Origin of the sequence: Pseudoxanthomonas sp. X-1 (assembly GCF_020042665.1) — a bacterium.
Lineage (GTDB): Bacteria > Pseudomonadota > Gammaproteobacteria > Xanthomonadales > Xanthomonadaceae > Pseudoxanthomonas_A > Pseudoxanthomonas_A spadix_A.
The window spans coordinates 674,343-688,171 of record NZ_CP083376.1; the positions used below are offsets into that span (position 1 = coordinate 674,343).

At 70.2% G+C, this 13,829-nt stretch carries 9 protein-coding genes; 4 read left to right on the forward strand and 5 right to left on the reverse strand.

Annotation, left to right across the window (positions count from 1 at the left end; all coding sequences use genetic code 11):
- The first annotated feature begins 27 nt into the window (after positions 1 to 27).
- Both hmgA and LAJ50_RS03075 read left to right on the forward strand, forming a co-directional pair.
- Positions 28 to 1,326 carry a homogentisate 1,2-dioxygenase gene (gene hmgA / locus LAJ50_RS03065; protein WP_138651694.1) on the forward strand — a complete coding sequence of 433 codons (1,299 nt, stop codon included), beginning with the start codon at positions 28 to 30 and terminating at the stop codon, positions 1,324 to 1,326.
- Positions 1,327 to 2,041: 715 nt separating this feature from the next.
- Positions 2,042 to 2,653, forward strand: coding sequence for a lectin (locus tag LAJ50_RS03075; protein ID WP_138651692.1), 612 nt, complete (start codon positions 2,042 to 2,044; stop codon positions 2,651 to 2,653).
- A gap of 104 nt (positions 2,654 to 2,757) precedes the next feature.
- Here the strand turns inward: LAJ50_RS03075 and LAJ50_RS03080 are convergent, their stop codons facing one another.
- From LAJ50_RS03080 to LAJ50_RS03100, 5 genes are all read right to left on the reverse strand, one after another.
- Positions 2,758 to 4,056 carry an APC family permease gene (locus LAJ50_RS03080; protein WP_138651690.1) on the reverse strand — a complete coding sequence of 433 codons (1,299 nt, stop codon included), beginning with the start codon at positions 4,054 to 4,056 and terminating at the stop codon, positions 2,758 to 2,760.
- Positions 4,053 to 4,835, reverse strand: coding sequence for a hypothetical protein (locus tag LAJ50_RS03085; protein WP_138651688.1), 783 nt, complete (start codon positions 4,833 to 4,835; stop codon positions 4,053 to 4,055). The genes LAJ50_RS03080 and LAJ50_RS03085 overlap by 4 nt, the downstream gene beginning before the upstream one ends.
- Positions 4,836 to 4,857: 22 nt before the next feature.
- Complete coding sequence (locus LAJ50_RS03090) at positions 4,858 to 5,709, reverse strand: MurR/RpiR family transcriptional regulator (RefSeq protein ID WP_138651686.1); 852 nt, start codon at positions 5,707 to 5,709, stop codon at positions 4,858 to 4,860.
- A gap of 856 nt (positions 5,710 to 6,565) precedes the next feature.
- A complete protein-coding gene (locus LAJ50_RS03095; RefSeq protein ID WP_130550490.1) occupies positions 6,566 to 7,663 on the reverse strand; it encodes a dipeptide epimerase in 1,098 nt (365 codons plus the stop codon).
- Entirely contained in the window at positions 7,660 to 9,102 is a 1,443-nt protein-coding gene (locus LAJ50_RS03100) for an SH3 domain-containing protein (RefSeq protein WP_138651684.1), read from the reverse strand. The genes LAJ50_RS03095 and LAJ50_RS03100 overlap by 4 nt, the downstream gene beginning before the upstream one ends.
- Positions 9,103 to 9,355: 253 nt before the next feature.
- Between LAJ50_RS03100 and LAJ50_RS03105 the strand changes: the two genes are divergently transcribed.
- Both LAJ50_RS03105 and LAJ50_RS03110 read left to right on the forward strand, forming a co-directional pair.
- Entirely contained in the window at positions 9,356 to 10,735 is a 1,380-nt protein-coding gene (locus tag LAJ50_RS03105) for a transglutaminase domain-containing protein (protein ID WP_138651828.1), read from the forward strand.
- Between the two features lie 44 nt (positions 10,736 to 10,779).
- Positions 10,780 to 13,773, forward strand: a complete 2,994-nt coding sequence (locus tag LAJ50_RS03110; RefSeq protein ID WP_138651682.1) for a TonB-dependent receptor — start codon at positions 10,780 to 10,782, stop codon at positions 13,771 to 13,773.
- Positions 13,774 to 13,829: the final 56 nt, after the last annotated feature.

Consider the following 13,829-nt stretch of genomic DNA (forward strand, 5'->3'; position numbering starts at 1 on the left):
CGAGAGGCAAACAAGGTGGGTGGGTCCATGAATTCGACGCAGTACATGACCGGCTTCGGCAACGAGTTCGCCAGCGAGGCGATCGCCGGGGCCTTGCCGGTGGGGCGCAATTCGCCGCAGCAGGTCGCGTTCGGGCTGTACGCCGAGCAGCTGTCGGGCACGGCGTTCACCGCGCCGCGCGGGCAGAACCGGCGCAGCTGGCTGTACCGCATCCGCCCGGCGGCGATGCATGGCGGCTTCGCCCTGTTCGAGCAGGCGCCGGATTTCCACAATGGCTTCGGCCAGGGGCCGGTCAGCCCGGACCAGCTGCGCTGGTCGCCGCTGCCGCTGCCCGAGGCGCCGACCGACTTCCTCGAAGGCCTGCTGACCATGGCCGGCAACGGCGCGGCCGAGGCGCAGCACGGCGTGGGCATCCACCTGTACGCCGCCAACCGCGACATGGCCGGGCGCTGGTTCTACGACGCCGATGCCGAACTGCTGATCGTCCCGCAGCAGGGCCGGCTGCGGCTGGCCACCGAGTTCGGCGTGATCGAGCTGGAGCCGCAGCAGATCGCGGTGATCCCACGCGGCGTGCGCTTCGCGGTGACACTGCCCGATGGCCAGGCGCGCGGCTACATGTGCGAGAACTTCGGCGCGCCGCTGCGCCTGCCCGAGCTGGGGCCGATCGGCTCCAACGGCCTGGCCAATCCGCGCGACTTCGAGACGCCGGTGGCCGCCTTCGAGGACATCGAGGGCGAGTTCGAACTGATCGCCAAGTTCCAGGGCCACCTGTGGCGCGCGGCCATCGGCCACAGTCCGCTGGATGTGGTCGCCTGGCACGGCAACGGCGCCCCGTATCGCTACGATCTGCGCCGGTTCAACACGATCGGCTCGATCAGCTTCGACCATCCCGATCCGTCGATCTTCACCGTGCTGACCTCGCCCAGCGACACGCCGGGCACGGCCAACCTGGACTTCGTGATCTTCCCGCCGCGCTGGCTGGTGGCGCAGGACACCTTCCGCCCGCCGTGGTTCCACCGCAACGTGGCCAGCGAGTTCATGGGCCTGGTGCACGGTGCCTACGACGCCAAGGCCGAGGGCTTCGCGCCGGGTGGGGCGTCGCTGCACAACGGCATGACCGGGCACGGGCCGGATGCGGCGACCTTCGAGAAGGCCTCGCATGCGGACCTCTCCAGGCCGGACGTGGTCACCGACACGATGGCCTTCATGTTCGAGACGCGTGCGGTGCTGCGGCCCACGCGTCAGGCGATGGAGGCCGCGCACCGCCAGCGCGACTACCAGCAGTGCTGGGCGGGCCTGAGGCGTAACTTCCAGCCGCCGGGCTGACACGGGCCTGGTCGGGCGGCGCCAGGGCTTCCAGCGCGTGCAGGTGCGCCTCGGGCAGCACTTCGCGCAGGCGGTCGGCGATGCGCTGGACGTAGCCGGGGGAAGTCAGGGCCGGCAGCACCTGCAGCGCCTCGCGCATGGTCCGCACCGCCTGCTCATCGTCGGCCGCGCGCTGCAGACGGGTGTGCATGCCCTGGGCCTCGGGATGGCGCTGCAGTTCGAGCATGCCCAGCAGGTAGAGGCGCGCGGCGACCATTGAGCGGCGGTGCGGAGCGGGCGCGGCGATCGGCCCGGGTGCAGCGCCCGGCACGGGCACGGCCTGCGCGGGCGACGGCTGCGAAGCGCTTTCGGGTTCCACGCCCAGGTAGCCGGCGCGGACCAGCGCGGCCACGTGCAGCGGCGTGTCCGCGCCCAGCAGGGCGGTCAGGGTCTCCAGGCTGCGCTGGCCGTCGGCCAGGATCAGCACGCGCCGCTGGCGCATGTCCAGGCCCGCGCGGTGAGTCTGCAGGGCGGCGTGGGCCTGGTCGGTCTTGCGCGGGCGCATGCGGGTCGGTCCGGAAGGGATGCGCGTGCAGCCTCCGCCGCCCCGATGAAGCGGTGGTGACACGATGCGGCCGCATGCGCGCAAGTGCGCGCCAGGTCCGGGTTTGCGTGCGATTCACCGGCGCCGGCTAGGCTGGGGCGGATCGATTCCGCCTTCGAGGAGCCTGCCCGCATGAAATCCCTGCTGCCCCTGACCGCCGCGCTGGCCCTCGCCCTGGCCGCGTGCAAGCCGGCCGATGCGCCGCAGTCCAGCGCCCCGGCCCAGTCCACGCCGCAGGCCTCCGCGCCGGCGCAGGCCTCGCAGCCGGCCGCCTCGTCGCAACCCGCCCAGGACGCCGACGTGCCGGCCACCTGGCAGGGCTATGGCGATCTGAAGCTGGGCAGCACCGCCGACGCCGCGCGCCAGGCCTGGGGCGGCGAGCTCAACAGCAGCACGCCCTCCGAGGGCGGCGCCTGCTACCAGCTCACGCCCAAGTGGGCCACCGACAAGGCCGACGTGGCCTTCATGATCGAGGGCGATCACTTCGTCCGCTACGACGTGACCACCTCCAGGGAAACCGCGCCCGGCGGCGGCAAGGTCGGCATGGACGAGGCCGCGCTGCGCGCGCTGTACGGCGACAAGCTGCAGTCGATGCCGCACAAGTATGTCGAAGGCGGCAAGTACCTCAGCGTGGACGGCCAGGGCGGGGCGAAGCTGGTCTTCGAGACCGGCGCCGACGGCGTGGTCACCAGCTGGCGCGTGGGCCTGCCGCCGCAGATCGACTACGTCGAAGGCTGCGCATAACGCGAGGTGCGGGTCGCCTTGGTGGGAGCCGCCATGGCGGCGATGGGGCTCTACCTGGAAAGCCCCGCCACGAGCTGATAGGCCACAGGGCAGCCCGCCCTTCTTCAGGCCTTGCGCGGAAACAGGTAGATCACGGTCCCCACCACCATCGCCACGCCGACCGCCAGCAGGTTGGACAGGCTGGCGCTGCACAGCAGGCCCAGGGTGAGCAGCAGCGCCAGCACGGGGATCAGCGGACCGCCGGGCAGGCGCAGGGCATTGGGGTTGTCGCGATGCCTGCGCGCCAGCACCAGCACCGCCGCCGCGGTGCCGATGTAGGCCAGCAGACGCGTGACCATCGACAGCAGGGCGAGCTTCTCGAACGAGCCCGACAGCGCCAGCGCCACCGACAGCACGCCCTGCACGATGATCGCCGCGGCCGGCGTGCGGAAGCGCGGATGGACGCCGGCCAGGAACTTCGGACCGAAGCCGTCCTGCGCCAGCGCGAACAGGAAGCGCGGCCCCAGCATCACCGTGTTGCTGGTGGTGCCCAGGATCGAGATCACCGCGCCCACCGTCAGCACCAGCGCCAGGCCCTCGCCGCCGAAGCGCGCGGCCGCATCGGCCAGCGGTGTGGCCGACTGGGCCAGGCCGGGCAGGGTGCCCATCGCCACCACCTGCACCGCGGCGTAGATCAGCGTCACCAGCGCGATCATCGTGATCAGCGCGAAGGGCACGTCGCGGCGCGGGTTGCGGAACTCGCCAGCGGCGGCCGGGATGTTCTCGAAGCCGGCATAGGCGAACAGCAGCAGCAAGGCCGCCTGGCCCAGGTTGGGCAGGTCGCGCAGGTCCGGCGCAGTGCCGGCGAAGGCCAGCGACCAGTCCATGTAGAACAGGCCGACGACCACGAACAGCAGCAGCGGCACCAGCTTGCCGATCACCAGCGCCACGCCGGTGCGCGCGGCCGAGCGCACGCCGATCACGTTGATCGCGGTCAGCAGGCCCAGCGAGCCGATCACCACCAGCAGGCGCCCGCCGCCGCTGGCCGCCGCCGGCCAGAAGCGCGAGACCGCATCGGCCAGGCCGTTGCCCAGCGCCGCGGCCGAACTGATGCGCGTGAGCCAGATCATCCAGCCGACCTGGAAGCCCGCGTAGCGGCCGAAGGCCTCGCGGGCGTAGAGATAGCTGCCGCCCGGCTGGTCGAAGTAGCTCGCCGCCTGCGCGTAGCACAGCACCAGCAGCGCCACCGCCACGCCGGCCAGCAATACCGCCCACAGGCTCAGGGGGCCCATCAGCGCGACCGTGGCCGCGGGCAGCAGATAGATGCCGCTGCCGATGACGTCGTTGATCGACAGCCCAACGATCTGCCAGCGGCTGACCGCGCGGACCAGCGTGCCCTGCGCGGGCGTCGGCGCGACGCTCACGGCTGCGCGCCCGGGGGCAGCGGCGGGAGCGACCAGGCCTGCTGCAGGCGTTGGTACTCGGGCCTGGGCAACAGCACGAACAGCGGCTGCCGCGCCGGATCCAGCCACGCCTGCAGCGCCGCCATGCTGGCCGGCGCCATGGCCGTGCAGCCGGCGGTCGCCTCGCCGGGCTTGCGCCACAGGTGGGCGAAGATGCAGCTGCCCGCGCCCGGCGTGGCCTTGGTGTTGTGTTCGATCACGAAGCCGCGGGCGTAGCGCGGATCGCCGTCGTTGTGCAGGTCCAGCCGCATGTGCTCGCTGGCGCCCTGGACCGCCTGCGCGCCGACCTGGCGTTCGTCGACGATCCGGTTGTAGAGCGGCGAGTCCGGCACGTCCACGCACCAGCTCGAGGCCTGCATCTGCTCATAGCGCAGCCGGGTGTCGGCCGACGGCGCGTAGCCGAAGGCCTCGCCGATGCCGTAGAGCCCGGCCGGGCTGCGGCCATCGCCCTCGCGCTTCTGCGGACCCTCGTGCTGGGCGGGGAACAGGCCCTCGCCCCAGGCGCTGCCGTGCTTGCCGATCGCCACGGCGAACGCCGGCGCGGCCGGTTTCCAGCCCTGTCCATCGCGTTCGAAGGTCTGCAGCCGGCCCTGGGTGTCGTCCCAGCCGCCGGTGGTGACCACCACCAGCTGTTGCGCCCGGGTCATCGAGGCCGGGGCGGTGGTGGCGTTCGCCAGCACCGGCGGCGCGGCGAGCGCGAGCAGCGTGCACAGCAGGACATGGGGCAGGCGCAGGGACATGGGGGCTCCGCGGGCGGTGGGGTCAGGCGTCGAGCAGGTGCTGGACCCGTTCCAGGTTGACCGCCAGCTGGCGCTCGCGGTCGGGATTGGTCTGGCACAGCAGCACGAACACGAAATCCAGCAGGGACTGCAGCGAACAACGGTACAGCAGCTGGGCGATGTGCGGGGCCGGATCGTGCGCGGACACCACCAGCGCCGCATCGGCATGCGCGCGCAGCGGGTTGGCGGTGTGGCGGGTGATGGACACCACCGCGCCGCCGGCGTCCTGGAACTGGCGCGAGATCTGCGACAGCTGCGGCAGCTGGCCGAACTCGGACAGCAGGATCAGCACATCGCCCGGCCGCGCCGCCGAGACGTTGGTCATCATCAGGATCGCGTCGGCATGGTGCACGGTCAGCACGCCGAGCAGCGACAGGCGCATGGCGAACTCGCGCGCGAACAGGCCGTCGTCGCCGAGCCCGCAGACGAACACCTTCTGCGCCTGGTCGATGCGCGCGACGATCTGCTCGATGCGTGCGCGCGGGTTGAGCAGGCGCGTCTCCTCCTCGGCCGCGGCCTTGCTGCGGCGCAGGCTGTCTTCCAGCCGGGTGTAGGCATCGCCGCTGTCGGCAGGCGATGCCGGATCCGCCGGCTGGCCGCCATTGCCGCGCGCGATGGCTTGGCCGACCGAGTACTTCAGGTCCGGATAGCCCCGGAAGCCGAGCTTCTGGCTGAACTTCACCACCGAGGACTGGCTGACGCCCAGCGCGCTGGCCAGCTGCTGGGAGGAGTAGTCGCGCAGCAGATGGGCGTTGTCGAGGATGTAGTCGGCGATGCGCCGTTCGATGGCGGACATGCGCTCGCGTTCGGCGCGGATCTTGAGCAGGGGGGGCATCAGCCGGTGCTCCTGCACAAGTTGTTGCCGTTGCCGTGGCTTCTGCTTTTCCGGGCCCCCTCCGCAGCGGCGGGACCGGCGGGGAAACACCCGAAGGGCGCCGCGCATGGATGCGCGGCGTTCGCGGCAGGGGCAGGATGCCCCTTCCGCGAATCCCCGCCGGTCCCGCGGACCCGGCGCGCGTAGCGCGGCGGGCGCGAGGACGGGGTGTGCTTTCTTTTGGTTACTTTTCTTTGCACAAGCAAAGAAAAGTGACTCGCGCCCGACAGGGCGAGAAACGCTTTGGCGGTTGCCCCTGCTTTGAACAGAAGCTGCAACACCAGCGCGCTCGCCCTCTCGATTGCAGTAAAGCGAACCGCGCAACCCTCGAACGTGTTCGTGTTCTCCTTGGTTCCATGCGGCACTCCTCCAACGCGGAGCAGCATGTAACAGCAAAGGCTTTCGCGCCCCTCCGGGGCACGACCTACCTTTCTTTGCTTGTGCAAAGAAAGGTAGGCCAAAGAAAGCACACCCCGTCCTCGCGCCCGCCGCGCCTGCGGCGCACCGGGTCCGCGCTGCCGACGGGAATTTCCGGACGGGGCATCCTGCCCCGACCGGAAACGCCGCGCATCCATGCGCGGCGCCCCTGCGGGGTTTGACCCGTCGGCATCGCCGCTGCGGAAGGGGCCCCGAAAGGCGGAAGCAACAGCAACAGCAACAGCGCTAGCAGGTGCCGCTGGAGCAGAAGTCTTCGCCGTTCCCGCGTACGCGGGGACCCAGTGACTTGCGCGCACGAAAGGCAAAGGCGCTGGATCCACGCCTTCGTGGGGATGACGGCCGCAGGGACGCGTGGCGTTCCGGAGAAGGCGCATGTGCCTCACGGCGCGAGCAGCTCCAGCCCCTGGATCTCGCGGATGCCCAGCCCCGGCGCATCCGGGATGCTGATCTCCGACTCGTCGAACAGCACCCCGCCCACCACCGGGTTGAACTGCCCCAGCGAGGGCCCGTCCAGATCGATCTTGGTGATCACGTTGGCCTTGGCCACCGCCAGGTGCACCGCCGCGGCCACGCTGATCGAGGACTCGATCATGCAGCCGATCATGCAGTCCACCCCGTACAGCGCGGCGATGTCGGCGATGCGGATGGCGTTGGACAGGCCGCCGGTCTTCATCAGCTTGATGTTGATGATGTCGGCAGCCCGGCGCTGGATCAGGTCGAACACCTGCTGCGGGGCGAACACGCTCTCGTCGGCCATCACCGGCGTGTTGACCCGCTCGGTGACGTACTTGAGGCCGTCGATGTCGGCCGCCTTGACCGGCTGTTCGAGCAGTTCCAGCACCACGCCGGCGTCCTCGAGCTTCTGCATGGCGTAGACCGCCTGCTTGGCGGTCCAGCCCTGGTTGGCGTCCAGGCGCAGCAGGGCGCGACCCTCGACCGCGGCGTGGATCGCCTTGACCCGCTCGATGTCCAGGCCGATGTCCTTGCCGACCTTGATCTTCAGCGACTCGAAGCCGCGCTCCAGCGCGGACAGCGAGTCGGCCACCATCTTGTCGATGTAGTCCACGCTGATGGTGATGTCGGTGGTGATCACCGGATCGCCGCCGCCCAGCAGCTGGTACAGCGGCGCGCCGTAGCGCTGCGCCCACAGGTCGTACAGGGCGATCTCCACCGCGGCCTTGGCGCTGGTGTTGCGCTCCATCGCGGACTGCACCAGGGCGGTCAGATGGTTGAGGTTGGCGATGTCCTGGCCGATCAGGCGCGGGGCGATGAAGTGGCGGATGGCCTCGATGATCGAGCCATGCGTGTCGCCGGTGATCACCGCGGTGGCGGCGGCCTCGCCGTGGCCGGTGTGGCCGCTGTCGGTGCGGATCAGCACGATCACGTCCTCGACCGTGTCCACGGTGCGCAGCGCGGTCTTGAACGGCGTCTTCAACGGCACGCGCAGCATGCCCAGTTCGATGTGGGTGATCTTCATTCTTGGGCTTTCGGGCGCACGCGCTGGATGTTGGTGATGCGGTCGACGTAGCTGGCGGTGTCGCTGGCCAGCATCGGCTCGAGCGGGGTGACCGACACGCCGTTGAGGTGGCCGGCCACGCGCTTGCCGTCGGCGCCGGCCCAGCCGCCGCCGGCGGTGTCGTGGATGACGTAGGCCAGGCCGTCGGCGTGACCCAGCACCACCATGACGTGCCCCGGGATGTAGACCAGGTCGCCGAGCGACAGCTGCCTGACCGCGGTCAGGCGCTTGGCGTCGGGGTCGTCGGGGGCGAAGGCGATGCGGTCCAGCGCCGGGCTGACCGCCTGCTGCGAGGTATTGCGCGGCAGCAGCACGCCGAAGCTGCGGTAGACCTCGGAGGTGAAGCCGCTGCAGTCGCGCGCATCGTAGGAATGGCCCCAGCCGTAGCGCTCGCCCAGGAACTTGAAGGCCTGGGTGATGAAGTGACGCGGGGTCAGGGGCAGGTAGTCGGCCGCCGTGTCGGCCGTGCGCGGCAGCAGCGCCGGCACCAGCGTCAGCGTGCCGTCGGCGCTGCGGATCGGCAGCTGGATCACCCAGGCGGTGTAGGGCAGCTGGCCGTTGACCGGCCGGGTCGGCGCCCAGTCGGCCAGCACCGGCACGCGCACGCCCATGTCCAGCTGCAGCTGCGAGACCTGCGGCTGCTCGGGCGTGAACACCGTGGTGGCGGTGGCGCCGGTGACCACGCGGTACGGGCCACGGGCGCCGTAGCCGAACACCTGCTGCGCGCTGCCCAGGCCGACGAAGCGCTTCTCGATCCAGGCGCTGTAGCGCTCGGAGGTGACGAACAGCCACTGCCCGTCGCGGCTCTCGTGCAGCACGGCCACGGCATCGCCGGGGAACAGCGCGCTTTCCTGGAAGCGGTCGATGTCGTGGTCGTCCAGGCTGCTGAAGACGCGCTGCGTGGTCGGGAAGGTGCGCAGGTCGGCGCGATGGGTGACCAGGCCGTAGCGCAGCGGCGTGGTGGCGGGCACGGCGTCCAGCGCCAGGCTGGCCTGGAGCGCGTCCAGGGCGGGGCCGTCCAGGGCCTGGCCGTCGAGGCCGTACAGCGTGCGCGTGGGCCGCGCCGACAGCGCCTGGATCGCTTCGACCACCTGCGCCCTGGGCAGCTGCGCGGGCAGGGCGCGCAGGTCGTGGATGGCCGGGTCGTCGCGGCGCATGCGCGCGTTCTGCGCGGCGATGCCGGCGCGGTCCAGCAGCACGCGGTCGGGCTGCCGCTGCCGGGCGATCCAGTAGGCGGCGGTGAGCTTGGGCGGATCGACGCCGACCACGCCGGTGACCGGGTCGATGGCCACCTGCGGCACCGGCACGCGCGCGGCCAGCGGGCCGATGACCAGCAGCGACAACAGGGCGCAGCAGGCGGCCGATCGCAGGGCGAGGCTCGCAGGAAGCAGGCGCGTCATGGGGTGTCGCTCCGGAATCGATGAAGAAAAATAATTATTCCTCAAGATTGAAAATGCAAGAATAAATTATTGACCCGGCCGCATCGTGCATGTTAATCGTGTCGTCCTCCGCCGCTGCCCGGACGACCGCCTCGACGTGGACGCCTCGACCTGCCCCGGTTTCACCCTCGCCACGCGCCTGGCGCGCGGCGTCCTGCTGTGCCTGGTGCTGGCGACCGCGTCGCTGGGCGCGCGCCCGGCCGCGCCTTCGGAGATGTTGCCCGATCTGATCGCCCAGGTGGACCGCGGCCAGTTCCGGCAGGCCCAGGCCAGGATCGACCAGGCCCTGGACGATGCGAGGCTGGATGCGGCCACGCGCCAGGCGCTGCTCGACCAGCGCGAGCGCATGCGCCGCATCCGCCTGGATTTCAGCCTGGACCGCGCTGCGGCCTTCGCCCGGGTGCAGCAGGCGATCCCGGACCTGCGCCAGGACGAGTTCGACGCCTGGGACGCGCAGGGCCTGATCGAGCACATGGACATCGACGGGCAGCGCTGGTGGTTCAAGCGCGCCCCGTCCAACCTGTTCCTGCTGAGCAAGCAGGCCGTGGCGCGCCGCGCCCAGCCGCGGGCACCCTCCGACGGCCCCAACGAGCGCCTCAACGACCATCACCGCGAAGTCCTGCGCGAAGCCAGGGCCAGCGGTCGCACCAGCGTGGCGCCGCGCCGTATCGAGGTGACCCAGTCCCTGACCGTCAAGGCCGATGCGGTGCCCGACGGCGAGACCATCCGCGCGTGGATTCCCTATCCGCGCGCCATCCCCGGCCAGCAGGAAGACATCGTGTTCCTGGACAGCACGCCGGCCGGCGCGCGCGTGGCCGGGACCGATGCCCTGCAGCGCACCGCCTACCTGGAGGCCCCCGCGCGCAAGGGCCAGCCCACGCGCTTCGCCGTGCATTACGCGGTGACCGTGTATGCGCGCCACTTCGCCATCGACCCGGACAAGGTGGTGGCCACGCCGGACGATCCGGCGCTGAAGCCCTTCCTGTCCCAGCGCCCGCCGCACGTGGTGTTCACCCCGCAGCTGCGGGCGTTCTCGCGGCAGGTGGTGGGCGATGAGACCAATCCCTACCGCATCGCGCGCAAGCTGTTCGCCGCGGTGGACAGGATCCCGTGGGCCGGTGCGCGCGAGTACTCGACCATCAGCAACATCTCCGACTATGCCCTGCACGCCGGCCACGCCGACTGCGGCCAGCAGACCCTGCTGCTGATCGCGCTGCTGCGGATGAACGGCATCCCCGCGCGCTGGCAGAGCGGCTGGGTGTTCTCCGACGACGCGGTGGGCTACGACAACATCCACGACTGGGGCTGGCTGTATCTGGCGCCGTACGGCTGGGTGCCGATGGACGTGACCACCGGCGCGCTGGACAGCGCCGACCCGGCCGAGCGCGACTTCTACTTCGGCGGGCTCGACGCCTACCGCATGGCTTTCAACGACGACTGGTCGGTGGGCTTCGCCCAGCCCAAGGCGGCATGGCGCTCGGACGATGTGGACTCGCAGCGCGGCGAGGCCGAGTGGCGCGGCGGCAACCTGTACTACGACCAGTGGAACTACGACTTCAAGTGGCATGTCGCGCCGCTCAAGCGGGCGCCGTAGCCACCTCCGATCTTCCCCCCATTTCACCTGAAGGAGAGAGCAGGATGAAAGCCAAGCAGTACAAGCGCCTCGCCCTGTGCGTGGCCCTCGGCGCGTGCCTGGGCGCGATGGCGCCCGCCATGGCGCAGAGCACCACCGGCGCCATCGCCGGCCGCGCCGCCGTCGGCGACACGATCACCCTCACCAACCAGGCCACCGGCCTGACGCGCACGGTCACCGTCGGCAGCGACGGCCAGTACCGCCTGGCGCAGCTGCCGGTGGGCGAGTACCGCCTGGTGGTCGAGCACGCCGGCGGCGGTGCCGGCGCGCCGCTGCAGGTCAGCGTGCCGCTCGGTGGCACCACCACGGTCAACCTGGGCGACGCCGGCGCGGTGACGCTGGACGGCGTGCGCGTGGTCGGCGCCAAGGTGATCAACCAGGTCGATGTCCATTCCACCGAGACCTCGTTCAACATCAGCCGGCAGGAGCTTTCGCGCCTGCCGGTGGACCAGAACCTCAGCGCGGTGGCGCTGCTGGCGCCGGGCGTGGTGTCCTCGGGCGCGACCTTCGGCGGACTGACCTTCGGCGGCTCGTCGGTGGCCGAGAACGCGGTCTACATCAACGGCCTGGACGTGACCGATCCGTACCGCCGCCAGGGCTTCTCCTCGGTGCCGTTCGGCTTCTTCCAGGAAGTGCAGGTCAAGACCGGCGGCTACTCGGCCGAGTTCGGCCGCAGCACCGGCGGCGTCATCAACGCGGTGACCCGCTCGGGCGACAACACCTTCCGCGCCGGCGCGGAGCTCACCGCCGAGCCTTCGGCCTGGGCCGCGTCCAAGAAGGACCATTTCCACCACGACGGCACCCTGGACGAGCGCGACCGCACCAGCCGCGACGCCAGCTCGTTCTACAAGACCAACGTCTGGGCCTCGGGCCCGTTGATCCGCGACAGGCTGTTCTTCTTCGGCATGTACGAGATCCGCGACAGGCAGCCGCGCGACATCGACACCACCCAGGCCTTCTACACCAAGGGCGACAACGACTTCTGGGGCGGCAAGCTGGACTGGCACATCAACGACGACCACCTGCTGGAACTGCTGGCCTTCTCCGACAAGGCCGACACGGTCACCGATGCCTACGGCTACGACTGGGACAGCGGCACGCGCGGGGCGTGGGTGGGCAGCAGCAATGCGGCCACCGGCGGCAACAACTGGTCGCTGACCTATACCGGCCACTTCGGCGACAACTTCGTGGCCAAGGCGCTGTACGGGGTGAACAAGCGCAGCGAGGACAGCGGCAGCCCGCTGGATGCGGCGTGCAGCATCGTCACGCGGTCGGGCAGCTATACCGCCGCCTTCGGCCCCAGGACCACGCAGGAAGGCTGCCACCCGAGCAACTCCAGCATCAACAGCCGCGAGGACGAGCGCAAGGCGGCGCGCCTGGACTTCGAATGGACCCTGGGCGATCACCTGCTGCGCTTCGGCGCCGACCAGGAAATCATGGATTCCACCAGCGCCCGGGTATATCCGGGCGATGGCCGCAGCTACCAGGTGCAGGCGACCACGCCGGGCAGCGTGCTGCCGGGCGGCGGGGTGGTGCCGGCCGGCGTCAATGCCATCGTCGATGCGCGCTACTACGTCACCGGCGCGCCGGTGCGCGCCAAGGCGCAGGCGATCTACGTGGAGGACAACTGGAACGTCACGCCCAACATCCTGCTCAATCTGGGCGTGCGCGCGGACAAGTTCGAGAACACGCTGCTGGCCTCGGGCGCGACCTTCGCCAAGGCCGACTTCTCCGACATGGTGTCCCCGCGCGTGGGCTTCAGCTGGGACATGCGCGGCGACGGCACGACCAAGCTGTTCGGCAACGCCGGCCGCTACTACATTCCGCTGACCAACAAGCTCACCGACTACTTCGGCGGCGGCACCACCGACGAGCACACCTACTACGTGCTCGACGGCTGGTCCGAGCAGCGCCACCCGGTGACCGGCGATCCCTACCTGCTGCCCAACCTCGGCGCGCAGATCGGCCCGGTCAATACCGACGGCAACGCGCCGGCGCCCAGCGACCTGCGCACCACGGTGGCCAGGAACATCAAGCAGGTCTACCAGGACGAATACATCCTGGGCTTCCAGCAGGCCATCAGCGAGGCCTGGTCCTATGGCGTCAACCTGACCTATCGCAAGATGACCCGCGCGGTCGAGGACGCGCGCATCAACCACGTGGAGGGCTGCCCCTGGTACTCGGGCGACTGGCCGATCATCAACCCGGGCGAGAAGACCACGCTGTGGTGCCCGACCACCGAGGACTGGGTGACCTTCGACTCCTCCAAGGACGGCTACAAGGCCGGCGGCAGCGGCGCGATCATGGGCTACAAGAAGCCGCGGCGCACCTACAAGGCGGCCGAGTTCCAGATCGACCGCGCCTGGGACGACAAGTGGTTCTTCAACGCCAGCTACATCTATGCGCGCAGCGAGGGCAACATCGAAGGCCCGGTGAACTCGGACACCGGCTACAACGACACCAACCTGGTGCAGTACTACGACCATCCGGCGGTCAATGAGCGCTACGGCGTGCTGTTCAACGATTACCGTCATCAGGTCAAGCTGCGTGGCGGCTTCAAGCTCAACGACATGTGGAGCTTCGGCGCGACCCTGGCGGCGCATTCGGGCGGCCCGATCACCGCCTTCGGCGTGGTCTGGCCCAACGACAGCCGCGCGGCCGGCGGGCCAGGCGAGTTCAGCGGCGGCGGCTCGGGCTGGCTGTGCACGGCCAACTGCGGCGACTGGCGCACCCGCCAGCTGGTGTATTCCGAGCGCGGCGCGTTCGGCCGCATGCCCTGGGTCTACAACCTGGGCGCCAACGTGACCTGGACGCTGCCGGTGGAAGGCATCGACCTGAAGGCGCGCCTGTCGGTGTACAACCTGCTCAACCGGCAGACGGTGATCAACGTGCATTCGCGCTACGAGAGCGCGCCGGGCACGCCGATGCCGTATTTTGGCGAGGGCACGGTCTGGCAGGAGCCGCGCTGGACCCAGCTGGTGGTGACCTGGAACTTCTGAGGGCACGCGCGCGGACGGCCCGTCGCGCACGGGCCGTCCATCGTGACGGGAACGGC